We start from the raw sequence: 26,124 nt of genomic DNA on the forward strand, positions 1-26,124 counted from the left end.
GCGAATTTCAGCTTTCTATTGGCGAATTGTTGAGTTCTATTGGCGAATTTCAACATTCTATTGGCGAATTCAAAAAAACTAATAAAAAAGAGGTGCAACAACGATGATTAAATCCGTTGTTTCAAAGGAATACCAGAACCTGCAAAAGGAAATTGTCCAACTTCAGGAAAAATGGAAGAGGATGATCGACCCTGACACAATCAAGCCTAATCTGGATAAAGCGGCACTGGCTGCAGGGGTACCTGCTGCTGCGCTCGCGGCGATTGATTTTGAAATTTCACTATTCTTACAGTGGGTAGAGGAAATAACAGCCCTACTCATAGAAAGCAGCCCAAACCTGAAGCCAAAGCTCGCTGATATCGGCAGTTTGCTTAATGAAGAAACGGCCATCCGCTGGATAGAGGAAGCCTTTTCCTTCAATAGCGTCTACTTTGAAAGGTTTGCTGAGGAAAATGGACTAGAACCATGGATTCCACAATTCTTAGCAGAAACCGCGCTCCGTCCGTATCTTCAACTAGTGGCAGAAAAAGTCCAGCCGGAAATTGACCGCGGCGTACCGGGTTCAGGCTGCCCTGTCTGCGGTGAGCCTGTGAGACTGGCAGTTTTGGAGGATGAGGGCAAAAAGGTTTGCCAATGTCCGCGCTGTCTTGCCCATTGGAATGCTAAGCGCCTGGAGTGCTCGCATTGCGGTAATGAAGACTACCAAAAAATCAAATTTTTAACTATTGAAGGCGACGCTGTCTCGCAAATACAGGTTTGCGAGGAGTGCAACGGCTATATTAAAATTATTGATACAAGGCAATATATAGAAAAACCTTCCGCTGCCATGATCGATTTAAATTCAATCCATCTCGATTTTGTAGCGCAGGAAAACGGATTTAGTTCAGCAGGCGAGAAAAAAATAACGAATTAAGAGGTGCTGTCGATGAACGCTTCAGCAATCATTTTATCAGGCGGAAAATCCAGCCGAATGGGCACCAACAAAGCTCTACTAAAAATTAATGAGAAAACCAATATTGAAAGAATTAGAGACACACTTAAGCACCGTTTTAATGGTATAATTCTGGTAACCAATCATTTTGATGATTATGAATTTTTAGAACTGGAAATGGTCGCAGATGACTACCCCGGCATGGGGCCGCTCGCCGGACTCCATGCCGGTTTGAAAGCTTCCAAAAGCGATGTTAATTTTGTCGTCGCTTGCGACATGCCGTTTGTGTCCGGGGAACTCGCTGAGACAATGGCGAAACTATGCGGCAATTATGATGCGGTCATCCCCGTTATCAACGGGAACCAGCATCCATTATTTGCTGTTTTTAAAAAATCAGTTGCGGGCGAGGCAAAGAAATGTATTGCGGCGGGGAATCTCCGCATGAAGCAGCTACTGGACCGTCTTAAAGTCCTTTATGTAACAGAAAAAGAGCTTGCAGGCTTTAGCCAAGCAGAATTAGAGCGGGTCTTCTTCAACATGAACCACCCGGAGGAATACGAAGACGCGAAAAAGTGGGCCGAAAGCGAATATTAGGGGGAAAAAGAGAACCATGCAATTTTTCAAAGTAAAAACAGTGGAAGAAACATTTGCCTTGATAGACGAAATGATCCCGGCAACCCAACAAACAGAAGTAAGGGAGCTTTCCGAAGCCCTTCATTATATACTAGCCGAGCCGGTGACTGCGAAGGAGAATGTTCCCGGCTTTGACCGCTCGACGGTCGATGGGTATGCTGTCCGCGCGAAAGATACGTATGGTTCTTCTGAGTCCATGCCCGGCTTCCTGAACGTTGCCGGAGAAGTCAAAATGGGCGAGGTCCCCGATGTAAAGGTCGGCCTTGGACAAGCTGTCTATGTTCCGACCGGCGGAATGCTTCCGGCCGGCAGTGACAGCGTGATTATGATTGAACATTGTGAGGATGTCGACGGACTCCTCAATACATATAAACAAATTGCTCCTGGGGAAAATGTTATTCGGGCTGGCGAGGATATTCGCGAAGGTGAGATTCTCCTTGAAAAAGGCATGAAGCTCCGCGCTCAGGAACTGGGAGCGCTCGCCTCTTTAGGGATAACTCATGTAACCGTTTTTCGAAAAATTAAAGCTGGCTATCTGTCGTCAGGTGATGAAATCGTTCCCTATCAAACTGAGACCTTGGCGGTCGGACAAATCCGCGATATTAACGGTTTGACGATTGCCGGACTGGCGAGCGATTGGAATGTCGAGGTTGTATACGGCGGCATTGTCCGCGATGACTATGAGGAATTCAGCCAAAATGCCCGCGAGCTTTACGAGCAGGTGGACTGCTTGATTATGTCGGGCGGCAGTTCTGTTGGTGCGAAAGATTATACGACGGAGGTCATTCAATCATTGGGTGAGCCTGGTGTGTTTGTGCACGGGATTTCGATTAAGCCCGGCAAACCCACGATTTTAGCGGTGGCGGGCGGCAAACCGGTGATTGGACTGCCTGGCCATCCGGCGTCGGCGATGATTATCTTCAAACTGTTTGGCGAGCGGATTTTAAAGAAGTTGTCCGGGGAACATCTCGTGCCGAAACCTGGGCATATTTTTGCAAAAATAACGAAAAACATCCCGTCAAGTCCGGGCCGGTCGGATTATATCAGAGTACGGCTTGAGGAAAAGGACGGCGAATGGTGGGCGGAGCCGATTATCGGCAAGTCCGGGTTGATTACGACGCTGGTGAAGAGTGACGGCATTGTGGAGATCAGTTCAGAAAAAGAAGGAGTTTCGCAGGGCGAATATGTTCCTGTGATTCTGTCCAGGTAAGGGGAGCGACAGTCATGTATAAACGGAAAATTTACTTGGAAGATAAACCGCGTTTCGAGGCGCGAGATGAGATTCTTGCTGCCTTTGAGGTAACTCCGGAAAAAGAATTGATACCGACAGTAGACGCACTTGGCCGTGTGACCGCGGAACCAATTTTTGCGCCGTTTTCGACTCCTCATTATCATGCCTCGGCGATGGATGGGGTCGCGGTTGTAGCGGAAAGCACGTACACGGCCCATGAGCAAAACCCGCTCCATTTAAAGCTTGGGGTGCAATTTGTTCACGTCGATACGGGAAATGCGATTCCATCGCCGTTTAATGCAGTGATTATGATTGAGCATGTCCAGGTGTTGGACGATGATACGATTGAAATCATCGAGCCGGCAACCCCTTGGCAGCATATCCGGCCGATTGGCGAGGATATCGTTCAGGAGGAAATGCTGTTTCCGCAAGGGCATGTGCTGCGGCCTGCTGATTTGGGCGTGCTGATTGCTTCGGGGCTGCTTTCGGTAGCGGTTGTGAAAAAACCAGTTGTGGCCGTGATTCCGACCGGGAATGAACTGGTCGAGCCCGGGCAGGAGATGGCGCCTGGGAAAATTGTTGAATTTAACGGGACGGTATTTGCCAATTTTATCAAAGAGTGGGGCGGCGAGCCGCGCTTGCATCGGATTGTCAAGGATGAGCCGGAGAAGATTAAAGAGGCGCTTTTGGAGGCTTCCGAGACTTCGGATTTTATCGTCATCAATGCTGGGTCATCGGCGGGTCGAAAGGATTATACCGTTCATATTATTCAGGAGCTTGGTACGGTTTATACTCATGGCGTTGCGGCACGTCCTGGCAAGCCGGTTATATTGGGTAAGATTAATGGAACGGTTGTGATTGGCGTACCGGGATATCCGGTTTCGGCTTATCTGGCGCTGGAATGGTTCGCACGGCCGCTTGTCTGCAAGTACTTGGGTGTGCCGGAGCCAGAGCGGCAGAAGGTTACCGTCAAGCTTGGCCGGCGCATCGTTTCGTCGATGGGCGCTGAGGATTTTGTGCGAATGAATATCGGCTTTGTGAATGGCCAGTTTGTCGCTAATCCGCTGACAAGAGCGGCTGGGGTGACGATGTCTTATGTACGTGCGGACGGATTATTGGTGGTGCCGCCGGATGTGATCGGCTATGAACAAGGCGAGCTGGCGGAAGTGGAGTTGCTTCGGCCGCTAGAGGAAATTCGGAATGCCATCATGTTTACGGGCAGCCACGATTTGACGATAGACCTGTTGTCATCGGCGCTGAAGCAGGTGCGAACCGAGATGAAAATTGTCTCCTCGCATGTAGGCAGCATGGCAGGCATTATGGCAATCCGAAAAGGCGAGGCCCATGTGGCGGGGATTCATTTGCTTGACCCTGAGACAAAACAATATAATATATCATATGTACGCCGGTTGTTAGCCGGTCAGGAGGTTGTCCTGTATCCATTTTTGAAGCGCAAGCAGGGTTGGATATTGCCGGCCGGCAATCCGCTTGAAATCCGTGACGTGCGTGATTTGGTGGAAAAGGGAGCAAACTTTGTGAACCGCCAAAAAGGCGCCGGCACGAGGATTTTGTTTGATATGCTGCTGGAGGAAGCGGGCCTTGAGCCGGAGGGAATAGCGGGCTATGACCGCGAAATGTTCTCGCATTTAGCAGTTGCTGCGGAAGTGAAGAGTGATGCTTGTGGCGCTGGCCTCGGCATTTATCCAGCGGCAAAGGCAATGGGCTTGGAGTTCGTTCCGGTTTCCGACGAGGAATACGATTTAGTTATGACCAGAAGCTTTTACGAAAGCGAACAGTTCAAGCTGCTAGCAGAAATCATCCATTCCCCTGCCTTCAAGGCTCAGGTGGAGAAAATCGGCGGCTATCAAGTGGTGGAAAACGCCGAGCCAAAGCGCTTGGCTGAAGAGGTGAAATAATTGAAGTTTTACGAGATTTCGAAAGAACCGATTAATATACAGGAGGTCATCGACAAGGTGGTCCAACGCGAAGCAGGCGCGATTACTACCTTTATCGGCACCGTCCGGGAATTGACCTATGGGAAAAAGACGTTGTTTTTAATCTATGAAGCATATGAAGCGATGGCTGTGAAAAAGCTGGAGCAGATTGGCCGCGAGATTGAAGAACGCTGGGCGGGCTCTCAAGTTGCGATTACTCATCGGGTCGGGCGCTTAGATATTACCGATGTCGCGGTGGTGATCGCGGTGTCGACGCCGCACCGGGCTGATGCCTATGAAGCGAACCGCTATGCGATTGAACGGATTAAGGAAATTGTCCCGATTTGGAAGAAGGAGCACTGGGAGGACGGCGAGGAATGGGTCGGCAACCAGCTCGAAACGAAGGCCTATCCGAGCGGAAAGCCTGAGGAAGGTGATTTAAGTGAATAAAATTTTATTTTTCGCCCATTTGCGCGATGCGGTTGGTGAGGAGTTTCTGTGTCTGGATGCCAGCGGGAAAACAGTGGCGCAGTTGAAGGCGGAGCTCTCTGAGAAGTACGACCTGCCGCGGATGGACACGGTCATGACTGCGATTAATGAAGAGTTTGCTTCTAATGATGAAGTCATCCAGGATGGAGATGAGATCGCGTTTATTCCTCCGGTTAGCGGTGGCTGATTTTTCGATTCGCCAATAGAGTGGTCAGATTCGCCAATAGAAATGTGAAATTCGCCAATAGAACGTCTGGATTCGCCAATAGAATCCAAAAATTCGCCAATAGACAGTGAAATGAATCGGTAATTCAATAAAATGCAATTTAGAAAAGCAATTTTTCTTTAAAATTTGTAAATTAATGCCCTAAAAGCTCGCCAAAAGGCGAGTTTTCTTCTAGAAAGGGGATCTTTATGAACGAACGCTACTCAAGGCAAGTCCTTTTCCCCGGTATCGGCAAGGAAGGCCAAGAAAAAATAAGCAAAAAGCATGTGTTAATCATCGGAGCCGGGGCTCTTGGTTCGGGGAGTGCGGAAATCCTGACACGTGCCGGTGTAGGCAGATTAACCATCGTCGATCGGGACTATGTAGAAGCTAGTAATCTGCAGCGCCAGCAGCTTTATACAGAAGAGGATGTGGCAGAGAAACTGCCTAAAGCCGCCGCCGCAGAAAAACGGCTAAAGGCAATTAATTCAGATGTTGAAATCAATGCCATCATTGGTGACGCCACCCCGGAACTGTTGGAGGAATTAGCGGCAGGAGTCGACTTGATGCTTGATGCGACGGATAATTTTGAAACGCGGATGGCGATGAACGACGTTTCCCAGAAATACAACATTCCTTGGATCTATGGGGCCTGCGTCGGCAGTTATGGGATGAGTTTTTCCATCATTCCGGGGAAAACACCGTGCTTGAATTGCCTACTGAGGACCATTCCGCTTCAGGGAATGACCTGCGATACAGGCGGCATTATTTCTCCGGCTGTGCAAATGGTCATTGCCCATCAAACGGCCGAGGCATTGAAGATGCTGGTCGAGGATTGGGATGCAGTGCGGCAGACCTTCGTCAGCTTCGATTTATGGAGAAATCAATATACGAGCTTAAAAATGTCGAAGGCAAAATTTGCAGGATGCTTATCTTGCGGAGAGGATCGGACATATCCTTATCTCGACAGTGAAAATATGACAAAGACAACTGTCCTGTGCGGCCGCGATACGGTGCAAATCCGTCCTTCAAAGTCTGGGAAAATCTCACTAGAACAGCTTGCCGGCCAGCTTAGCACGCTCGGCTACACTGTAAAAGGCAATCCATATTTAGTGTCGGTGGAAATGGGCGAGGAGCGGATGGTCATCTTCCAAGACGGCCGGGCCCTCATTCACGGGACAAAAGATTTGACCCATGCGAAGACAGTCTATCAAAGAATATTAGGATAAATTAACGGACCCGTACCTTGGAAGGTGCGGGTCTTACAAATTTCAACAAGTTTCACGTGGAACATTTGAAATATGTCGAAAGCCTGTGAAAGTCTATTTTTTCGAAAAAAAGCCGATACTCATGTAGAATAAAACAGAGACCGAAAATGAGGAGTATTAGAACGTGAATATATCAGTCCAAAAACTATTAGCAAAAATGGAAGAAGAACTGAATCAGGCACGGGCCAGCCATAAGGAAGAAAGCTTGCGGGAAAGGGTTTACTCTATTAAAATATTATGCGAATTGATATTGGAAGAAAAGCAGACCGGACGAGATGTGCAGCCTGCGACTGCTCCTATTCAGCAAGCGACTACAGCTCAAGTTTTTCAACCAGCAGCCTTTCAGCCCGCTGTCCAGCAGCCGATTTTTCAACAGCCGGCATCATTAACACAGCCAAAAAAATTGGAACTGGACGATGAGGCCAACGGCGATTCGTTGTTTGATTTTTAAATAGAAAAGCGGAAGCGCCTTGACCAGCCCCGATATAGGGCGAATTTGCTGCTGGCAAGTTAGCGAAGCCAGTAGCTTAGTCGCCCTTAATGCGTACAGAAAGCAATAGCTTTCTGTAGCCAAGCATAATACAAGCCTTCTTGACGGATTGGCTGTAGACCACAGAGGGGCTAGTCGCTGCAGCTAGACAAAAGGAGAGAACAAAAATATGAAAACTTTTATTGTTATCGGCGCTATTAATGCCTTTTTGGCAGTCGCACTTGGTGCCTTTGGGGCACACGGCCTAAAGGACAGATTAGATGCTCATTATCTTGAGATTTGGAAGACTGGCGTTACCTATCAAATGTTTCATGCGACCGGCATTTTAATCATTGGCCTGCTGCTTGGAAAAGCTGCAACTAGCTCTTTATTTACTTGGTCAGGCTGGTTAATGCTTGTTGGTATCATCTTATTCAGTGGCAGCTTGTATCTATTAAGCTTAACAAAAATCGGCCCGCTTGGCGCCATCACCCCAATCGGCGGCGTTTGCTTCCTAGCGGCTTGGGTATTGATGATTCTTGGAGCGGTAAAACAATTTTAATCATGAAAAAAAGCATTGAGACGTGAGCTCAATGCTTTTTTCATCTTTCTAGCTCTAGCGACTGGTCAAGGAGCTGCCGCTTTTCTATTTATCTTGGCGGGTAAGTACCTAATTGAGGACCTGCGCCGTAAGGATAGTCATACTCGATTTCTTCAGCAAATGTGATGTAATCGACGGCTACCATTGGAATTAGGAAGCGGGTGCCTTTTTGCGGATCGCTTAAGATTACATGGTCACGGCCGGCTGCCTCAATAATTCCTCTGAATTCTTTGGCATTCCACTGTGTGTTGCCTTCAAATGTAGCAAATACAGATACAAGCTTGCCTTTGTTTAAGCGTAAAATATTCTCAATATACGATTGTTCAATTGGCAGCATGCCTGGAACGGAACTGCCTCCGGCTGGCGGCCTTGGCGGAACAGCTCCTCCTGGCGGAAATCCTCCCGACTGAGTGGGAACAAATCCCTGCCCGCCAGAGATTGGCTGGGCCCCTTGCATTCCGGCTCCACCGCCAGTATAAGGCTGAAATCCTTGAGGATTGTAATATTGGCTCATTTTATTCCCTCCTAAAAAAATATAAATAAAAAGCCCAACAGTCTATACATACTCACGAACCATAAATTGGTTCCTACTTCTCGCTGTTTTATTAGTATGAGGGAAAGTTTGGAGATATGACTTTAGGACGAGGTGCAAATGAAAAAAGCTCCCAGTTTTGAGTTGGGAGCTTTTAAACAAACGAGTTATACGTGTAAGAAATTCGGGATGCGTTCGTCCTCTAACAGGTTGCCGACAAAGAATGCCCCAAATTCACCGTAGCGGGCGCTGACTTCGTCAAAACGCATTTCATAAACAAGTTTTTTAAACTGCAGGACATCGTCCGCGAACAGGGTTACGCCCCACTCGTAATCATCGAAACCGACAGAACCGGTGATGATTTGGCGGACCTTGCCAGCATACTGGCGGCCGATCATGCCATGGCTGCGCATCATATTGCGGCGCTCCTCCATCGGCAGCATGTACCAGTTATCATTGCCTTGGCGGCGCTTGTCCATTGGATAGAAGCAGACATGCTTGGTTTTTGGCAGAGTTGGATATAGGCGTGCCAAAATTTGCGGGTTCTGGTACGGATCCTCTCCTGCAGGCAGGTAGTTACTGAGCTCGACAACGGACACATAAGAATGAGCCGGCACGAGGAATTCGGCAAATTTGGTTTTATTGAATTCGGTTTCAATTTGGTTCAGTTCTTCCATTGTCGGGCGGAGAATCATCATCATAAAATCTGCCTTTTGGCCGACGATTGTATATAAAGCATGGCTGCCTTCTTTGCGTTCTTGGGTGGTGTTCCATTTTTCAATCAGACTTAAAAACTCGTGAATCGCCGCTTGGCGCTCATCTTCAGAAAGCATCTTCCAGGTGGTCCAGTCCACAGTGCGGAAATCATGCAGGCAGTACCAGCCATCAAGCGTTTGTGCTGCTTCACTCATTAAAATCACTCCTATGTAATCATTCTTCTTAAACAACCATAACTATACCATAGTTTGACCAAGGTTTCCCCAAATAAACCTTTAGAGGATATTTTTATGAAATAAAGAGAATAGTAAAAAGTAGAGTGCTTATTTTTTGAAAACTAAAACTTCTCCGTGGAAGCGTTGTCTGTGATGAACATCGCTTGAAAAAATAATTTGGTAAAGTATGCTGATTTAAAGGAGTTTTTTTAAAAGGAGTGTTAGGTGTGGATTTGTTTGAAGGATTGAAGAATAAAATTTCCGGACGTGGCTTGAAAATTGTTTTTCCAGAAGGCATGGATGAGCGGATTGTCAGAGCGGCCAGCCGCTTAGCGGAGGAAAACCTGCTTACGCCAATTCTGGTGGGGAACATTGAACAGGTTCAGGCAAAAGCCCAGGAGCTTGGCGTATCCTTGGATGCCGCAGAAATTTATGACCCAGCGAGCTACGCGGGAATGGATGAACTTGTGGCTGCCTTTGTGGAACGCCGCAATGGAAAAGCAACCGAAGAGGATGCCCGCAAGATTTTATTAGATGAAAACTACTTTGGCACAATGCTGGTATATACAAATAAAGCACATGGACTTGTCAGCGGTGCGGCTCATTCGACTGCTGATACCGTTCGCCCGGCCTTGCAAATCATTAAGACGAAGGCTGGCGTGAAGAAAACCTCCGGCGTGTTTATCATAGTCCGCGAGGATGAGAAATATGTGTTTGCCGATTGTGCGATCAATATTGCGCCGGACAGCATGGATTTGGCGGAAATCGCGATTGAAAGCGCAAAAACGGCGGAAATGTTTGATCTTGAGCCGCGCGTGGCAATGCTATCTTTCTCAACGAAGGGCTCTGCGAAATCAGAGGAAACAGAACGGGTTGTGGCTGCTGTGGAAGAGGCAAAACGCCGCGAACCGTCGCTTGTGCTCGACGGGGAGTTCCAATTTGACGCTGCCTTTGTCCCTTCTGTGGCAAAAAGCAAAGCACCTGGCTCCGTGCTGCAGGGTGATGCAAATGTATTTATCTTCCCTAGTTTGGAAGCAGGAAATATCGGCTACAAAATTGCCCAGCGCTTAGGCCGCTTTGAAGCAGTCGGCCCGATTTTACAGGGGCTAAACGCGCCGGTGAACGACCTTTCCCGCGGCTGTAACGAAGAGGACGTTTATAAGCTGGCGTTGATTACGGCGGCACAGGGATTGTAATGATATTTTGAGGGCTTGTCCGAGGTTTGGACTGGCTCTTTTTTTCGGGTTGAATCAATTTGTAGATATCTTGCGAAAATGTGTAGATATATCGTGGAAATTGTAGATATCTGAAAAATTTGTGTAGATAAGTTGCAGAAATGTGTTGATATAGCACAGAAATGTGTCGATATCCTCCTTTGAGATATCCCAAACTATTTTTTCCCGAAGCATTTTGATAAAATAACTCCATCATACTGTACAAGGAGCAACTAAAATGGAAGGTTTATTACGACAGCCACAGTGGCGGATCATTGACCAGTCCTCGGTAGGGCCGCATTTTCAGGCGCTTCAGTCATTTGGCATCGATGACACGCTGTGTGCCTCGGTTGGTGCGGGCCAGGCCCCGGCAACAGCGCGCGCCTGGGTGCATCACAACACCATCGTCCTTGGCATACAAGATACAAAACTGCCATTCTTACAGGAGGGCATTCAATTTTTACATAAAAAGGGCCATCAGTCTATCGTCCGGAATTCCGGCGGACTTGCCGTGGTTCTCGATGAAGGGGTCCTTAACATTTCGTTGATCCTTCCGGAGGCGGAAAAAGGAATCGACATCAACCGCGGCTATGACGCGATGTGGGTGCTAATCCAGCGTATGTTTGCTGATTTCACTCAGCAGATTGAAGCGAGGGAAATCGTCGGTTCCTACTGCCCAGGCAGCTATGACCTCAGCATCGGCGGGAAAAAATTTGCCGGCATCTCGCAGCGCCGTTTGAAAAAAGGGGTTGCTGTCCAGATTTACCTTTGTGTAAACGGCAGTGGGTCGGGACGCGCCGAACTCGTTCGCGAATTTTACAGAAAAGCCAAACGAAATGAGCAAACTAGGTTCGCGTATCCGGAAATCGTTCCGGAAGTCATGGCTTCACTTTCTGAGCTGCTCAAAGTTGAACTTAGCATAGGGGACGTCATGCTCAGGCTGTTAACGGAGTTGAAAAATAACAGTGACCTGCTGTTTGCAGGCCCGTTAAATGAATACGAGCTGGAGCTTTTGCCGGGCTACTACCAGAGAATTGTCGAGCGAAATGAAAAGCTGGCGGAGATGTAGGGGGACCGCCGGGGTGAACCGGAGTGGTGGTGGCACGGCGGCGGGCGGTTCGTGGAGCCAATTTTTCCAAGCAAAAAAGCCGTCATACCCTTTGTAAAGGATGTACGGCTTTTTTTGAATAAAGATGCTGTGCGTCTCTCTCCCTGTGCTTTCTGTCTAGAGAATTATTCGGCTACCTTTTCGAGGTTCCCGTTACGGTCCATTTTGAACTTTGTTGCCGGCCGTTCCTCTTCCTCAAAAAGAACAAGCTTGCGGGCGCGGTTCATAATCTTCATGAGGGTCTCGTAATCTTCTTGCATCGTTTCGCGGTTATCCTCAAGATCCCTGACTTTCGCGCTCAATTCTTCATTTTGCTGTCTCAGGTCAGCAATTTCCCTTTTCAATCTTTCATTCTCAGTTTTTAATACATCATTTTGCAGATTGGAATGTTTAAAGTTTTCCAAGAAAGCAATGATGGTATCCATTGTGAGACCTGATGCGGATGCTGTCACGGCTGGTCTGTAGGTCTGTACCGGCGCTGTTTGCGCTTGCGTCTGCACCAATGCTTCAACTGCCATTTCAACCGTCATGTCCTGCATTTCAGCAGAAGCCTCAGGCATCACTTCACTCTGAACGTTTAAAACTCCTAAATCTTCGGAGACTGGAACCGGCGGATTGTAGAGAAGCTTTTTCTTGCCGCCTTGATCCTTTCCTAGGATTCTTTGTCTTTGTTTGCGCTGTTTTTTCGCTAACTGCAACGCTTTTTCATAGCGATGGCGGACAACGGCGTTCCATCTGAAGCCGCAGGCTGCGGAGGTCCGGTTCAATTTGTCACCTACCTCTTCAAATGCGTTCAGCTGGGTGCTGCCCTCCCTCACGTGTCTGAGGACGGTTTCAGCCAATAGCAAATCGTCTTCATCTGTCCATGCATCTTGACGAACTTTCATATTTTTCATCTCCCTAACATAATTTCCACATGATTTGCCGGGCAAATTCCGGCGAAATTATAAAAAGTTCTAGTCTTATGATGGACAAGTTTTCTAGGCTTTATACCAAAATGGTTAAAAGGATAATAGATTTTTTTGCTAATAGGTTAAATGAAAACTCGCCGATTGGCGAGTCCGATAGGACGAAGACAGAGGCGTAGTTGAATTTATGCGTTAAGAAAGTATAAAGCTTTCGACAGAAAGTTTATACTTTCTTATTAGCAAATATAAAGCAGCGATTGGATGATTTGCTCTGGGTGTACCGATTTGGCGGCGGTAGTGTAGCGGTTTATTGAGAAGTAGAACCATGATTGCTAAACTTTGCAACTTGCATTGAAAACAGAGAAAATGTAAAATACCTTAGGAGTTCAATGTACGGACCAAGGTTTTATAAAGTTTTTTCAAAATGGAACTTTTCGCTTTGTAATTTCAATATGGTAGTTGGTTAAACTATTATTTATAGATTGTTTATGTAGAAAGGGTTGTAAGAAAGATGTCCAATGAATTTCGTGTGTGCGACGATTGTCAGGCCGTAAATTTAAAGACATTGATCCCTCGTCTGAAAGAAATTGACCCGGAGGCCGAGATTAAAATTGGCTGTCAGTCCTATTGCGGACCAGGCCGGAAAAAGACCTTCGCCTTCGTCAATAACCGCCCGCTCGCGGCTCTGACAGAAGAGGAATTAATGGAAAAAGTCAATAAAAAATTAAAATAATCACCTTTGAACACTGTGCCAAGGTGATTTTTCTTTTTGTTCGGTCTGGCTGGTGTCCACCCCATGCGGACAAATGTCCGCGGCCGGTGCTAGGCACCAATACTGTCACCATTATTGTCGTAGCAGTATTGTCGAAAAATACTGAAGAAAATTGTTGAATTTTGGATGATTTACCCATTTGATGGGGATATAATAGAATTAAATGAAAACTCGCCGATTGGCGAGTCCGATAGGACGAAGACAGAGGGGTAGTTGAATTTATGCGTTAAGAAAGTATAAAGCTTTCGGCAGAAAGTTTATACTTTTTTATTAGCCAAGAAAGATCAGGAAGAGGGAAGCCAATGGTGTATTCGGCGGAAAAATTGAGCGAAGAAAAAGTGTTTAAGGACCCCGTTCATCGCTATGTCCACGTCCGCGACCGGGTGATTTGGGATTTGGTCGGGACGAAGGAGTTTCAGCGTTTAAGACGCATTAAGCAGCTGGGGACGACCTTTTTGACCTTTCACGGTGCCGAACACAGCCGATTCAACCATTCCCTTGGCGTTTACGAAATTGTCCGCCGGATCATTGATGATGTGTTCGAAGGAAGGGCGGAATGGAATGACGATGACCGCCTGCTCACCCTTTGCGCTGCCTTGCTGCACGACCTCGGCCACGGTCCGTTTTCCCACGCCTTTGAGAAGGTGTTCGGCTTTGACCACGAAGATTTTACCCGTGCAATTATCCTCGGAAGCACAGAGGTAAACAGAGTCCTCCTAAGGGTAAGCCCAGAGTTTCCTGAGCAGGTTGCCGAAGTGATCGCGAAAACATCGGAAAAGAAGATGGTCGTCAGCCTGATTTCCAGTCAAATTGACGCCGACCGGATGGATTACCTCCAGCGCGATGCCTACTTTACGGGGGTAAGCTACGGGCAGTTTGACATGGAGCGGATTTTACGGGTGATGCGCCCGCGCGAGGACCAGGTCGTTATTAAAAAGAGCGGCATGCATGCGGTCGAGGATTATATCATGAGCCGCTACCAAATGTACTGGCAGGTATACTTCCACCCAGTCTCACGCAGTGCCGAGGTTATTTTGACAAAAATCCTCCACCGTGCCAAGGAATTATTTAAGAACAACTATTCTTTTAAACATGAACCGATTCACTTTATCTCTTTTTTCACGGAGCAAGTGACTTTAGAAGACTATTTAAAATTAGATGAATCTGTGATTATGTTTTATTTTCAGATCTGGCAGGAGGAGGTCGACCCTATATTAAGCGACCTCTGCCGACGCTTTGTCAATCGGAATTTATTTAAGTATGCCGAATTTGATCCTGCCAAGGAATACAAGAAGCTTGCCGAATTAACGGTACTTTTTGAAAAAGCAGGAATTGACCCCGAATATTACTTGGTGGTCGATTCTTCATCAGATCTGCCGTATGACTTTTACCGTCCAGGCGAGGAAGAGGAACGGCTGCCGATTCACCTGTTGATGAAAAATGGGGACTTGCGGGAGCTTTCCCGCGAATCGGAAATCGTCGATGCGATTTCGGGAAAACGCAGAACGGACCACAAGCTTTACTATCCGGCTGATTTTCTTGAGGACACTGCCAGCGGGGCAGAGTGGAAAAAGAAAATTCGCGCCCTTTTACAATAGAGAATTGTTAAATGGAGTAGGAGATGACGAAAATTGCTGAAAGACCATGCCAAACTGATGCAGGCAATTCTAGTTTCCGGTGAAATTATCGGAAGGAAAAAACTGCAGAAGATGATATATATTGCCAAAAAAATTGATTTTCCGTTTCAAGATCGCTTCCAATTTCATTTTTACGGCCCATACTCCGAGGAATTGACCACCCGCGTGGAGGAACTTTGCAACATGGGTTTTCTTAATGAAGTAAAAGAGAAAAAGGGCGGATATTATCAATATCGCTATACATTGACCGATTCAGGCAAGGAGTTTTTGAGTCTAAACGAAGTGGACATGCCTTGCTTGGAGGATTGCCTGAACGATATGAATGCCCAGAATGCTAGATTCCTTGAGCTGGTTTCGACGGTTTTATATTTTGATAATCTTCCAAAGGAAGAAGTGGCCCAGAAGGTGTTCACTCTAAAAAGCAGCCAGCGCTATACGGTGGAAGAAATCGATGAGGCTTATCGGTATATTGAGGCACTTAGAGAAAAGGTAATACAGGAAGTTTAAATAAAGTTTGAAGCGCCCACGCTTGCTGCAGGATGCCTGGGCGTTTTTTATTGGGATTTTTGTAGCTCTTGGTATCCATTTTTGTGTAGGTTTGGTACAATTTTACTATAATAGTGGTGATGGGGGTTTTGGAGTATGGGTGAATTTGCAGGATTGATTGCAATCATAATGGTATTTACGATTCCGATTGTCGCAATTGTCGGCGGATTATCAGTCCAAAAGACAAAATTGCGTGCCAAAATGGTAAAGGACGAGTTGGAACTTGAAAAGTTAAAGCACCAAAACTACTTAATTGAAACGGAAAAAATGAGGCTCGAACTCGAAAAAATACAGCTCGAAAGCCCCAAAAACGACTTTAAACTATAAACATAAAAAATAAAGTGTGAATCCAAAGCAAGACCTAGCGGATTCACACTTTATTGGTTTTATTCGGGTAGTGTCCACCCAAGGCGGACAAATGTCAACAAGCGGTGCCTGACACCTTATTTGTCGCTGAAGCGAACTCCCGCTCTTGCGTAGTGGTTTTTGCTCATTTCTTCGATGAAGATGGTGATGTTTTCTTTTGGTGCGCCAGTGGTTTCGCTGACGGCGTCGGTTACTTTTTCAACGAGCGCTTTCTTTTGCTCTTCAGTCCGTCCTTCTAGCATTTTTACGGTTACGTATGGCATACTAAAATCCTCCTTTTTATGGGTACTGATTGTAGTGTTTCACAAACGGCCAAAATGTGCAAGAATCGTCGGCACATTTGGTTTTCTTTTTCCAAGCGGTTTCATGTATACTTAAAGAAAAATAGAACGGCAGATAAGCTGTCTTTTCACGAGAGAGGAGAAACGCCTTTGGACCGATTTCTCGCATACCCGTTGGAGCTGATTCCCTATGTGGCCATTACGCTTGTATTTGCCTTTACATTTCACGAATTTGCCCATGCCTATGTTGCCTATAAATTTGGCGATTCTACCGCCCAAAAGCAAGGCCGACTGACCTTAAATCCGCTGCAGCATCTCGACCCATTCGGAACGATTTTAATTTTTATCGCCGGCTTTGGCTGGGCCCGTCCCGTTCCGGTTAACCGCTTTTTCTTTAAAAAGCCGCGCCTTGCCGGGGTCCTTGTGTCGGCTGCCGGACCGTTGAGCAATTTGGTGCTGGCCTGCCTAGGCTTTATTATCGCCTATGGGCTGAACCGGTTTGGGGTCAATGCACCAGATCGTTTATATGATTTTTTTGAAATTTTTATTCAGCTCAATGTGGTACTGTTCATTTTCAATCTGCTTCCCCTGCCGCCACTCGACGGCTACCGGATTGTGGAAGATTTGGCCCCCAATGAAGTCCGTGCCAAAATGACACAATATGAACAGTATGGGATATTAATTTTTCTGATATTAGTCATCACACCGCTCGACAACTATACGATTCAGCCGATTTTCAGCGCGGTCATTCCCTGGGTGACAGGTGGATTAAGCAATTTCTTTTACGGTTTGTTTTTTTAAAGGAGGTTTATAGCATCAATGGAAGAAAACAAGAAAAAAATAGGTTTTAATATTATTAAAAGCGACCCGACAGACGGGCACAAGGGCTATGGCAAGGGTGCATTGAGCCTTGATAATGTATCGCCGGTCATTATTGACGTCAATGCAGGTGAAGCGGAGATTGATGTCGGCGCGATGCATGCCCGCAGCGTCGTCGAAAAAGGGATCAAATTCCTACCGAATCAGGACGAGGTGCCAAACGGCAAGCCATATTGGCTTGTGTGGGTGACGGTTGACCGTAAGCCGGAGGGTCCTTATTATGCTGGGGTAACTGCTTGCTACATGACTGTTGATCGGGAAATCCGCCGCGGCTACAAGTCGCTGCCGGAGCACGTCAACCGCATGGATAAATCACTGAAGCGCCACATTATCGTCGACCATATGGACGACAAATCGAAAAAGGTGCTAGCCGATTTCCTGCGCGGTCATAACGAAGATTTATGGAACAATTCGACCGATGAATTGAAAAACGGCTTGCAGGCTGAATAGTATATTTTTGGAAAAAACAAGACCCTCTTTAACGCTAATTATGAACATTTTTTTACAAAAATAAAAGATGTGAAACTCTTGTAGTTTTTTTCAAAAATGGGTAGTATTATAAGAAGTGTGAAAACACTGTAAGACTAGGACAGGAAAAAGCTCCGGGGCTGCCCCGGAGCTTTTTCCGTTCATTCAACTCCATGGAAGGATGCGTTTGTACCATGGGGTTTTTTGGTCATCGCCATTTTTGTCATGCTTTTTCGAGCCGCCTTTACCAAGATGCTCGGTACAGTATTCGGTCGGTTCGGTGCCAGTCACGTAATAGGTGAAGCGGCGCACCGGACAATCCTTGGTTGCAAGCTTGCCGTTTGTTGGGTCAACATATAGCCCGATGACGCCCTCCTTTGGCGGCTTGAAAGCCTTGACTGGCTTGCCGTCCAGAGCCTCCTCCATGAAATTCGCCCACACGTTTTTCGCATACGTTTTTTCGGCAGTCACATCTAGCGGTTTGCCGATATCATAGCCAGCCCAAACGGCTGTCACCAGCTGCGGCGAGAAGCCGATCATCCAGCTGTCCGTTTCCGTTGAACCTGATTTTCCAGCATAGGGGCGGGTTAAGTCGTTGATGATGGTGCTTCCCGTAACCCTTGCATAGCCGCTAAGCTTAGGGTCGAACACACCAGTCATCATTTGCGTCATTACGAACGCTTTGGCTGGGTCCAACACTTTTTCCTCTTTATTTTCCTTTTCAAAAATAACATTGCCATTAAAGTCTTCCACTCTCGTAATCAAGTTCGGGCTGACCTTTTTGCCGCCGTTGGCAAACAGGCTGTAGGCGTTCGCCATTTCAATCACTCGTACCCCTGAGGTGCCCAGCGCAAGTGATGGCACCTTCGACATTTTGGTCGACAGGCCGAATTTCTTCGCTGTATCAATCAATGTTTCTTCCCCTAAAAAGAGGTGGGTTTTTACAGCAAAAATATTATCCGAAACCGCAAGGGCCTGGGCAAGGGTAATCTCGCCGTCAGCATACTTGTTGTTAAAGTTATGCGGCGTGTAATTGGCCTGGCCATCGTCAAACTGGAAGGTCGTAAACTCGCTCCGCATCGTTGACGATGGGGTGAAGCCGTGCTCAAGGGCCGCGTAATACAGGAGCGGCTTGATGGTCGAGCCTGGCTGGCGGACCGCTTGGACGGCCCGGTTGAACGGACTTTTTTCATAATCCCGGCCGCCGACCATTGCCTTGACATTGCCGTTTTTCGGATCCATCGCGACAAGGCCGACTTGAATTTCCGAGGACTTTGAGACATACCGATTGACCTGCTGCTCTGCCGCCTCCTGCTGCTTCATGTTCAGCGTCGTATAGACCTTTAGGCCGCCGAGGGCGATGGTCCGGTCATCGAGATGAAGCTGATTTTTCAAGGCGTTTTTGACGGCATCCTGGAAATAAGGGGCGGTCCTAGCTTTGTGCGTCGGATATTCGCCCACAAAAACAAGGCGCTGCCCGGCAGCAATTTGGGCTGCATCTTTCTTGATGTATCCGTTTTTCACCATGCTTTGCAAAATAATGTTTTGCCGCGCTTTCGCGTTTTCGATAGACCGGAGCGGTGAATAGATACCTGGCCCCTTCGGAATGCCAGCGAGCAGGCTTGCTTCTGCCAGCGAAAGGTCGGCCGCTTTTTTACCATAATAATATTGGCTGGCGGCTTCGACCCCATAAGCGCCGTTGCCGTAATAAATCGTATTTAAATAGCCTTCGAGAATTTGTTGTTTAGAATAGTTCATCTCGAGGCGGATCGCATAAAAGGCTTCGGTCAGCTTTCGCGTCCATGTTTTGTCATGCTCAAGGAAAAGGTTCCTTGCGTATTGCTGGGTGATCGTGCTTGCCCCCTGAACCTTGGCGAATGCCTTGATATCGGCTAGAACTGCCCCGGCAATCCGCTTATAATCAAACCCATGATGCTCGTAAAAATTTTTATCCTCAATCGCGACGGTCGCATTGACGAGATCCGGAGAGATATCGTTAAGCTTCGCCCAATAACGCTTTTGGCCGTTATTGCTTTCGCCGATCAGTGTACCGTCGTCGGCAAAAAACAATGTTGACTGCGGAACGGCGAGTGGTGGCGGGCCTAGTATTTTCGCATAGGCGAGGACGCCGAGGAAAAGCACAAGCATACAAATCATGCCAATCAAACTGATGATGATTAGAGCACGCAAATATTTAACTGTTTTTCGAAAACCGTGATTCGTCATGATTTCCATGCTAACTTCACCCCCTATTTTTTTGTGAGTCCGTCTTTCCTTTTCTGACGGGAAATTTTGGATTTTGGAAAAAACCGATAGTAATAGTATTGAAAAAATAGACTCTTTTTAAACAATTTTTTGCAGGAATTTGAAACATTTTTGCTAGACTTTTTCGTGTGTTTGTAATTCAATAGTTTGGGTAGTATAAGTTTGAAGTGTTTATTTTAAAGAAAACTCGCCGATTGGCGAGCCCTTAGGGCGAAGACAGAGGCGTAGTTGCACTTATGCGTTAAGAAAGTTTATACTTTCTTATTGGCAGAAAAAAGAGGAAAGGAAGATGGTTAGATGGGCGGACTTTGGTTTACGGAAAAGCAGACCGAGAACTTTGGGATCACGATGAAAGTGAATAAAACTTTACATACAGAACAAACCGAGTTTCAAATGCTGGAAATGGTAGAAACCGCCGAGTGGGGCAACATGCTCTTGCTAGACGGCATGGTCATGACTTCGGTAAAAGACGAGTTCGTTTACCATGAGATGGTCGCACATGTGCCGTTATTTACGCATCCGAATCCGGAGAATGTGCTGGTTGTCGGCGGCGGTGATGGCGGCGTCATCCGCGAGGTGTTGAAGCACCCAAGTGTGAAAAAGGCGACGCTTGTCGATATCGACGGGAAAGTAATCGAGTATTCGAAGAAGTTCCTGCCGGAGATTGCCGGCTGGCTGGACGATCCTCGAGTGGATGTCCGCGTTGATGACGGATTTATGCATATTGCCAATAGTGAAAATGAATACGATGTCATTTTGGTAGACTCCACTGAACCGGTTGGCCCCGCCGTGAACCTGTTTACAAAGGGCTTCTATGCCGGGATTTCCAAGGCATTGAAGGAAGACGGAATCTTCGTGGCCCAGTCAGACAACCCGTGGTTTAAAGCGGATCTGATTCGCAATGTGCAGCGCGATGTCCGTGAAATTTTCCCGATGACCAACCTTTATGTTGCCAACATCCCAACCTATCCAAGTGGCCTGTGGGCATTCACCATCGGATCGAAAAAGTACGATCCGCTCGCAGTCAGCGACGACCGCTTCCACGACATTGAAACACGATACTACACAAAAGAACTCCATAAGGCGGCCTTTGTTTTGCCGAAGTTTGTTGGGGATTTGTTGAAATAGGTTATATCTTTTTTTAGTTTGTAATTCTACGTGCCCGATTGAGTAAGAAAAAGTTGAAAACAGGCACGTAGAGAGGGTCTACGTGTCTAAACAGGGTGGAAACCATGGAATATGGTCACGTAGAGAGGTTGTATGTGCCCGAACTGGGTGGAAATCAGGGGAAACGGTCACGTAGAGAGGTTATAGGTGCCCGAACTGGGTGGAAATCAGGGGAAACGGTCACGTAGAGAGGTTATAGGTGCCCGAACTGGGTGGAAATCAGGGAAAACGGTTACGTAGAGAGGTTATACGTGCCCGAACCGGGTGGAAACCAGGGGAAACGGTCACGTAGAGAGGTTATACGTGACCGAACTGGGTGGAAATCAGGGGAAATGGTCACGTAGAGAGGTTATACGTGACCGAACTGGGTGGAAATCAGGGGAAACGGTCACGTAGAGTGGTTGTACGTGCCCAAACCGGGTGGAAACTAGGGAAAACGGTCACGTAGAGAGGTCTCCGTGCCTAGGGATACAAATGTTTTGGAGCAACTATTTATTAAAACATAAAAAGTGAGGAATGTTTGATGCGTTTTGATGAAGCGTATTCGGGGAATGTGTACATTAAGAGCCACCCGAATTTTGAGGAGAGTCAGGTTGTATTATATGGAATGCCGATGGACTGGACGGTAAGCTACCGCCCGGGTTCCCGTTTCGGCCCGGCACGGATTCGCGAGGTGTCGATTGGGCTTGAGGAGTACAGCCCGTACCTTGACCGTGAGCTTGATGAAGTAAAATATTTCGATGCCGGAGATATACCGCTTCCGTTTGGGAATGCTCAAAAGAGCCTTGATATTATTGAAGATTTTATTGACCAGGTATTGGCTGCTGGTAAATTTCCGTTTGGCATGGGTGGGGAGCACCTTGTTTCTTGGCCGGTTATGAAGGCTGTTTTTAAAAAATATCCGGATTTAGCGATTATTCATATGGATGCTCATACCGACCTGCGTGAAAATTATGAGGGTGAGCCGTTATCGCACTCTACACCAATTCGTAAAATCGCTGAGCATATTGGACCGGAAAATGTCTATTCTTTCGGTATCCGCTCCGGAATGAAGGAAGAATTCGATTGGGCCAGACAGAACGGCATGCATATTTCCAAGTTTGAAGTGCTTGAGCCGTTAAAGGAAATCCTGCCGAAGCTTGCCGGCCGCCCGGTGTATGTCACGATCGATATCGACGTCCTTGATCCGGCGCATGCTCCTGGAACCGGTACGGTCGATGCGGGTGGAATCACTTCAAAAGAGCTGCTTGCATCGATTCATGCCATTGCCCGTTCTGAGGTAAACGTGGTCGGCTGCGACCTTGTTGAAGTCGCGCCAATCTATGATGTATCCGAGCAAACAGCCAACACTGCTAGCAAACTGATTCGTGAAATGCTGCTTGGCTGGGTGAAATAATAGTGGGGGTCAGACCCACGATAGAGTAACGCGTTAAAGTAGCGGGGGACTGACCCCCTAAAAGATGCCTGCCCTTTTTTGGGTTGGCATCTTTTGATTTGTGGGTTAACCATGTTTATAATAGAAAAAGTATGCGAAACGGCGTGTAAGTCAATGTTATAGACATGGACAGAGAAAATGAGCTTATCAAGGTTCCTTTTTAAAGAAAACTCGTCGATTGGCGAGCCCCCTAAGGGCGGTTCATGAGGCGTAGTTGCCCTTATACTTTATTATTAGCTTAAAAAGAAACAGGGAAGTGTAGCATGGAGATTCCGGTAAAGGTTAATGTGAAGACGACGATTGATGAGCAGGAGACGTTTGAACTGGTGGTGTTCGGCCGGTATTTTCAAAAAGAACAGGCATCCTACCTGCAGTATGAGGAAGTGCTGGAGGAAGGTAATGTTCGCACGATTGTGAAGGTGGCAGCAGACGAGGCCCTGATTTTAAGGAGCGGCACTTTGAAGATGCGCCTGCCCTTTCAACTGAATCGGAAGCTGCGCGGCAGTTATGAACTGACATTTGGGACATTTGAGACAACGACCTCGACGCGGAAGCTGGACTATTCATACGAAAATGGCAGCGGACAAATCAGCATTCTATATGATTTTGCGATACAGGAGTCGCCTGCCGGTACATACCATTTAGAAATAAGTTTTCAGGAGGAACAAAAATGAATATTGTGGGACAGGTTCAACAAAAGGTTAAGGAGGAAATTCGGGCGGCGGTGCTGAAGGCAGGGCTTGCGTCCGAAGAGCAGATTCCGGATGTGATTCTCGAAACCCCGAAGGAGAAGGCACATGGCGATTATTCGACCAACATGGCGATGCAGCTGGCAAGGGTGGCGAAGAAGGCGCCGCGGATGATTGCAGAGGCCCTTGTGGAGAACTTCGACCGTTCCAAGGCTTCGATTGAGAAAATGGAAATCGCCGGGCCGGGGTTTATTAATTTTTACATGAATAATTCGTATTTGACTGAGCTGATTCCGACGATTCTGAAGGCTGGGGACAAGTATGGCGAGACCACGGTTGGCGGCGGCCAGAAAATCCAAGTGGAATTCGTGTCGGCGAATCCAACGGGCGACCTTCACTTAGGACATGCTCGCGGTGCGGCGGTCGGTGATTCTTTAAGCAACATTTTAGCCAAGGCTGGCTATGATGTGTCCCGCGAATACTATATCAATGATGCGGGAAATCAGATTAATAACTTGGCGCTTTCTGTTGAAGCGCGCTATTTCCAAGCGCTTGGTTTGGAAAAAGAAATGCCAGAGGACGGCTACCACGGAGCGGACATTGTGGGGATTGGCAAGAAGCTTGCGGAAGAGTTTGGCGACAAATATGTAAATGTTTCGGAAGAGGAGCGGTTTGAATTTTTCCGAGAGTATGGCTTGAAATACGAAATGAAAAAGCTCCAAAGGGACCTTGAGGACTTCCGTGTCGGCTTTGATGTTTGGTATTCAGAAACATCCCTTTATAAAAGTGGAAAAATTGACACGGCGCTGGCGGCATTGCGGGAGAGCGGCTATATCTATGAGCAGGACGGGGCAACCTGGTTGCGTTCGACCGACCTCGGCGACGACAAGGACCGCGTGCTGATTAAGCAGGACGGATCATATACCTATTTAACGCCGGATATTGCTTATCATAAGGACAAGCTCGAGCGAGGCTTTGAAAAATTGATCAACATTTGGGGAGCGGACCATCACGGTTATATTCCTCGTATGAAGGCGGCGATCCAGGCGCTCGGCTATGACCGCGAGGCGCTCGAGGTTGAGATCATCCAGCTTGTTCACTTGTATAAAAACGGCGAGAAGATGAAGATGTCGAAGCGGACTGGAAAGGCTGTCACCATGCGGGATTTAGTCGATGAGGTCGGCCTCGATGCGACGCGTTATTTCTTTGCGATGCGCAGCTCGGATACCCATATGGACTTTGATTTGGATTTGGCAGTGTCGCAGTCCAATGAAAATCCGGTTTATTATGCGCAGTATGCTCACGCGCGGATTTGTTCAATTTTGCGGTCTGGCGAGGAGCAGGGTTTTGCAGTTGATTCCGGTGCTGATTTTTCAGTGGTTGCTTCCGAAAAGGAAGTAGATTTGTTGAAAAAATTGGGCGAGTTCCCGCATGCGGTTGGCGAAGCGGCGTTGAAGCGCGTGCCTCACCGGCTTACTAATTACATTTTTGAATTGGCTTCGACGTTCCACAGCTTTTACAATGCGGAAAAGGTGCTGGAAAGCGGTGAGCCTGAGCGGACTAAGGCACGCCTCGGATTGGTGAACGCTGTGCAGATTACGTTACGGAATGCGCTGGCGTTGATTGGGGTTTCAGCACCGGAAAAAATGTAATTTTTGAATAGGTTTTGGTAATGAGGTTCCTTCGATATGAGGGGACCTTTTTAGAATTATTTTAATGTGTAAGTAAAATTGAAAAAGTGGAAAGTAAAGTCCGCAGTATGGAAAGTATTTTTGAAAAGTGGAAAGTATTTTTCCGAATTGGAAAGTAAACGCCTTAAAACGGAAAGTAAATGAATCGGGGCATTTTATTGAGGGTGATTTTTCCATAAAAATGCCAAAAAGTATGAATACCCTCCAAAAAAATGCAAATAGTAATAGTGTACTTATTTGTGAGGAGTGGACCGAACGCATGAATGTAGGAAGAGCGAAGGAAATTTTGGAATCCGCGGATATGATTAATGTGACCTATGAGGGAACGCCGGTCATTATCCAGCATGTGGACGAAGCATCGAAAATGGCGCGGATATATTCCAGGACGGACCCTGAACATGAGCAGGACGTTCCTGTCTTAAACTTAATTGAAGAATAAAAGAGTCTCCGCGGGGCGGGGACTCTTTTTTACTGGTGTTGTTTAATTTCAAGGGCACCTCCACTAATCCGCTTAAAGCCGCGAATCTTGCTTAAATCCTCCACCAATTTCAAACAGGCTTGATCCTTCGCTTTTGCCTCAATCATGAAATCAACATCCCGGCCAGACTCTATCAGCATTTTCAAAAATGGCATGATAAACTCTGGGTCTACGAAATCCGCATGGGAGCGGTATTCTTTTTCCGACTTCGGGGAGGAGATGTGTACTTTCGGCAAGAGGCTCGGCCTATGAGACCATGTTTGGAAAATGCGCGACAACAGTTCCTCAAGCGGCTTGGTGCAAGGATTGGCCATATGGTGATGGTAATCAAAAACGAACGGAATCATTTCTTTTTCGCAAACAGCCAGCGTTTCTTCTGCAGTATACGTTTTGTCGTCATTTTCTAAGGTCATGATATTTTTTATATGAGCAGGCAAGGCTTTCAGGTTTTGATGGAAACGGGCCAGGGCCTGCTGTTTGTCACCATAAGCACCACCGATATGGATGTTAATCAGGCTATTCGCCGCAACTCCCATGGCATCCAGCATTTGAAAATGGTAGGTCATGTCGATAACCGCGTTCTCCGTAATTTGCGGCTTTGGCGAGGTAAACAAGGTAAATTGGTTCGGGTGAAAGCTGACCCTTAGGTTGTGCTTTTTTACAAGATTGCCAATTTCCTGCCACTCGCTGCGGAATGGGGCGACGAAGTCCCAGCGCACCTCCGGGTGGGTGGCAAGCGGAACAATTGAGCTGGAGAATCGGTACAGCTCCAGCTCATGAGCCACATTATAATGCAGCATCCTCAGTGTATGGTTCAGATTTTGTTTCGTAATCTCGCGGAGTTTGGCCGCCCGCTCCTCAGAGTTCAGCTGTTGATATCGAGCAAAGGTAAGCATCTTGGCCGGTGAGGCATCCCACAAACTAATCGCATGCGAAACATACCCAAAGCGAATTCTCATTACTCCCACCTCCCATAGAAATAGTTCAACCCCAAC

At 47.1% G+C, this 26,124-nt stretch carries 28 protein-coding genes; 22 read left to right on the plus strand and 6 right to left on the minus strand.

Features of this window, described 5'->3' with window-relative positions; translation table 11 throughout:
- Positions 1-103: 103 nt before the first annotated feature.
- The 9 genes from KHA99_RS08735 (at position 104) to KHA99_RS08775 (ending at position 7,722) form a co-directional block, all read left to right on the plus strand.
- A complete protein-coding gene (locus KHA99_RS08735) occupies positions 104-913 on the plus strand; it encodes a formate dehydrogenase accessory protein FdhE (protein ID WP_213117074.1) in 810 nt (269 codons plus the stop codon).
- Between the two features lie 12 nt (positions 914-925).
- Positions 926-1,525: a molybdenum cofactor guanylyltransferase gene (mobA, locus tag KHA99_RS08740; RefSeq protein WP_213117075.1), complete on the plus strand. Its 600-nt coding sequence runs from the start codon at positions 926-928 to the stop codon at positions 1,523-1,525.
- A 16-nt stretch (positions 1,526-1,541) separates the two neighbouring features.
- Positions 1,542-2,774 (plus strand): molybdopterin molybdotransferase MoeA, encoded by a 1,233-nt coding sequence (locus KHA99_RS08745; RefSeq protein ID WP_213117076.1) that lies wholly within the window; start codon positions 1,542-1,544, stop codon positions 2,772-2,774.
- A 14-nt stretch (positions 2,775-2,788) separates the two neighbouring features.
- Positions 2,789-4,711, plus strand: coding sequence for a molybdopterin biosynthesis protein (locus KHA99_RS08750; RefSeq protein ID WP_213117077.1), 1,923 nt, complete (start codon positions 2,789-2,791; stop codon positions 4,709-4,711).
- Positions 4,712-5,179 carry a molybdenum cofactor biosynthesis protein MoaE gene (locus tag KHA99_RS08755; RefSeq protein ID WP_213117078.1) on the plus strand — a complete coding sequence of 156 codons (468 nt, stop codon included), beginning with the start codon at positions 4,712-4,714 and terminating at the stop codon, positions 5,177-5,179.
- On the plus strand, positions 5,172-5,405 hold the full coding sequence (gene moaD, locus KHA99_RS08760; protein WP_213117079.1) for a molybdopterin converting factor subunit 1: 234 nt from the start codon (positions 5,172-5,174) through the stop codon (positions 5,403-5,405). Before KHA99_RS08755 ends, moaD begins: the two co-directional genes overlap by 8 nt.
- 227 nt (positions 5,406-5,632) lie before the next feature.
- On the plus strand, positions 5,633-6,652 hold the full coding sequence (locus KHA99_RS08765; protein ID WP_213117080.1) for a thiazole biosynthesis adenylyltransferase ThiF: 1,020 nt from the start codon (positions 5,633-5,635) through the stop codon (positions 6,650-6,652).
- 163 nt (positions 6,653-6,815) lie between these two features.
- The gene (locus tag KHA99_RS08770; RefSeq protein ID WP_213117081.1) at positions 6,816-7,142 is read left to right on the plus strand and encodes a YwdI family protein; all 327 of its coding nucleotides are present in this window, start codon (positions 6,816-6,818) and stop codon (positions 7,140-7,142) included.
- 208 nt (positions 7,143-7,350) lie between these two features.
- Positions 7,351-7,722 carry a DUF423 domain-containing protein gene (locus KHA99_RS08775; protein WP_213117082.1) on the plus strand — a complete coding sequence of 124 codons (372 nt, stop codon included), beginning with the start codon at positions 7,351-7,353 and terminating at the stop codon, positions 7,720-7,722.
- 88 nt (positions 7,723-7,810) lie between these two features.
- Here KHA99_RS08775 and gerQ read toward each other — a convergent pair whose 3' ends face one another.
- Both gerQ and hemQ read right to left on the minus strand, forming a co-directional pair.
- A complete protein-coding gene (gene gerQ / locus KHA99_RS08780) occupies positions 7,811-8,275 on the minus strand; it encodes a spore coat protein GerQ (RefSeq protein ID WP_213117083.1) in 465 nt (154 codons plus the stop codon).
- Between the two features lie 185 nt (positions 8,276-8,460).
- Complete coding sequence (gene hemQ, locus KHA99_RS08785) at positions 8,461-9,204, minus strand: hydrogen peroxide-dependent heme synthase (RefSeq protein WP_213117084.1); 744 nt, start codon at positions 9,202-9,204, stop codon at positions 8,461-8,463.
- A 248-nt stretch (positions 9,205-9,452) separates the two neighbouring features.
- Between hemQ and pta the strand changes: the two genes are divergently transcribed.
- Entirely contained in the window at positions 9,453-10,421 is a 969-nt protein-coding gene (pta, locus tag KHA99_RS08790; protein ID WP_213117085.1) for a phosphate acetyltransferase, read from the plus strand.
- 256 nt (positions 10,422-10,677) lie between these two features.
- Complete coding sequence (lipL, locus tag KHA99_RS08795) at positions 10,678-11,508, plus strand: octanoyl-[GcvH]:protein N-octanoyltransferase (protein ID WP_213117086.1); 831 nt, start codon at positions 10,678-10,680, stop codon at positions 11,506-11,508.
- Between the two features lie 164 nt (positions 11,509-11,672).
- Here the strand turns inward: lipL and KHA99_RS08800 are convergent, their stop codons facing one another.
- Complete coding sequence (locus KHA99_RS08800) at positions 11,673-12,434, minus strand: RsfA family transcriptional regulator (RefSeq protein ID WP_213117087.1); 762 nt, start codon at positions 12,432-12,434, stop codon at positions 11,673-11,675.
- Between the two features lie 532 nt (positions 12,435-12,966).
- Here KHA99_RS08800 and KHA99_RS08805 point away from each other — a divergent pair.
- The 4 genes from KHA99_RS08805 (at position 12,967) to KHA99_RS08820 (ending at position 15,737) form a co-directional block, all read left to right on the plus strand.
- A complete protein-coding gene (locus KHA99_RS08805; RefSeq protein WP_213117088.1) occupies positions 12,967-13,188 on the plus strand; it encodes a YuzB family protein in 222 nt (73 codons plus the stop codon).
- A gap of 341 nt (positions 13,189-13,529) precedes the next feature.
- The gene (locus KHA99_RS08810; protein WP_213117089.1) at positions 13,530-14,825 is read left to right on the plus strand and encodes an HD domain-containing protein; all 1,296 of its coding nucleotides are present in this window, start codon (positions 13,530-13,532) and stop codon (positions 14,823-14,825) included.
- A 33-nt stretch (positions 14,826-14,858) separates the two neighbouring features.
- On the plus strand, positions 14,859-15,371 hold the full coding sequence (locus tag KHA99_RS08815; protein ID WP_213117090.1) for a YwgA family protein: 513 nt from the start codon (positions 14,859-14,861) through the stop codon (positions 15,369-15,371).
- A gap of 135 nt (positions 15,372-15,506) precedes the next feature.
- Entirely contained in the window at positions 15,507-15,737 is a 231-nt protein-coding gene (locus tag KHA99_RS08820; protein WP_213117091.1) for a hypothetical protein, read from the plus strand.
- A 116-nt stretch (positions 15,738-15,853) separates the two neighbouring features.
- Here KHA99_RS08820 and thmT read toward each other — a convergent pair whose 3' ends face one another.
- Entirely contained in the window at positions 15,854-16,039 is a 186-nt protein-coding gene (gene thmT, locus KHA99_RS08825) for a 2-hydroxymuconate tautomerase (protein WP_213117092.1), read from the minus strand.
- 168 nt (positions 16,040-16,207) lie between these two features.
- On the opposite strand from thmT, the gene KHA99_RS08830 reads away from it, so the two are divergent.
- A complete protein-coding gene (locus KHA99_RS08830; RefSeq protein ID WP_213117093.1) occupies positions 16,208-16,858 on the plus strand; it encodes a site-2 protease family protein in 651 nt (216 codons plus the stop codon).
- Between the two features lie 18 nt (positions 16,859-16,876).
- Positions 16,877-17,386: a YwhD family protein gene (locus KHA99_RS08835; protein ID WP_213117094.1), complete on the plus strand. Its 510-nt coding sequence runs from the start codon at positions 16,877-16,879 to the stop codon at positions 17,384-17,386.
- 183 nt (positions 17,387-17,569) lie between these two features.
- On the opposite strand, the gene KHA99_RS08840 is transcribed toward KHA99_RS08835, so the two are convergent.
- Positions 17,570-19,639, minus strand: a complete 2,070-nt coding sequence (locus KHA99_RS08840; RefSeq protein WP_213117095.1) for a transglycosylase domain-containing protein — start codon at positions 19,637-19,639, stop codon at positions 17,570-17,572.
- A 327-nt stretch (positions 19,640-19,966) separates the two neighbouring features.
- Between KHA99_RS08840 and speE the strand changes: the two genes are divergently transcribed.
- The 5 genes from speE to KHA99_RS08865 all read left to right on the plus strand — a co-directional run bounded on the left by speE (position 19,967) and on the right by KHA99_RS08865 (position 25,090).
- The gene (speE, locus tag KHA99_RS08845) at positions 19,967-20,797 is read left to right on the plus strand and encodes a spermidine synthase (protein WP_213117096.1); all 831 of its coding nucleotides are present in this window, start codon (positions 19,967-19,969) and stop codon (positions 20,795-20,797) included.
- Positions 20,798-21,359: 562 nt separating this feature from the next.
- The gene (gene speB, locus KHA99_RS08850) at positions 21,360-22,232 is read left to right on the plus strand and encodes an agmatinase (protein ID WP_213117097.1); all 873 of its coding nucleotides are present in this window, start codon (positions 21,360-21,362) and stop codon (positions 22,230-22,232) included.
- Positions 22,233-22,534: 302 nt separating this feature from the next.
- A complete protein-coding gene (locus KHA99_RS08855) occupies positions 22,535-22,945 on the plus strand; it encodes a YwiB family protein (protein ID WP_213117098.1) in 411 nt (136 codons plus the stop codon).
- Positions 22,942-24,612: an arginine--tRNA ligase gene (gene argS, locus KHA99_RS08860; protein ID WP_213117099.1), complete on the plus strand. Its 1,671-nt coding sequence runs from the start codon at positions 22,942-22,944 to the stop codon at positions 24,610-24,612. Before KHA99_RS08855 ends, argS begins: the two co-directional genes overlap by 4 nt.
- 298 nt (positions 24,613-24,910) lie before the next feature.
- Positions 24,911-25,090 (plus strand): H-type small acid-soluble spore protein, encoded by a 180-nt coding sequence (locus KHA99_RS08865; RefSeq protein ID WP_213117100.1) that lies wholly within the window; start codon positions 24,911-24,913, stop codon positions 25,088-25,090.
- A gap of 29 nt (positions 25,091-25,119) precedes the next feature.
- On the opposite strand, the gene uvsE is transcribed toward KHA99_RS08865, so the two are convergent.
- A complete protein-coding gene (gene uvsE / locus KHA99_RS08870; protein ID WP_213117101.1) occupies positions 25,120-26,088 on the minus strand; it encodes a UV DNA damage repair endonuclease UvsE in 969 nt (322 codons plus the stop codon).
- Positions 26,089-26,124: the final 36 nt, after the last annotated feature.

The organism is Neobacillus rhizophilus, assembly GCF_018343535.1.
Taxonomy (GTDB): Bacteria; Bacillota; Bacilli; order Bacillales; family Cytobacillaceae; genus Neobacillus; species Neobacillus rhizophilus.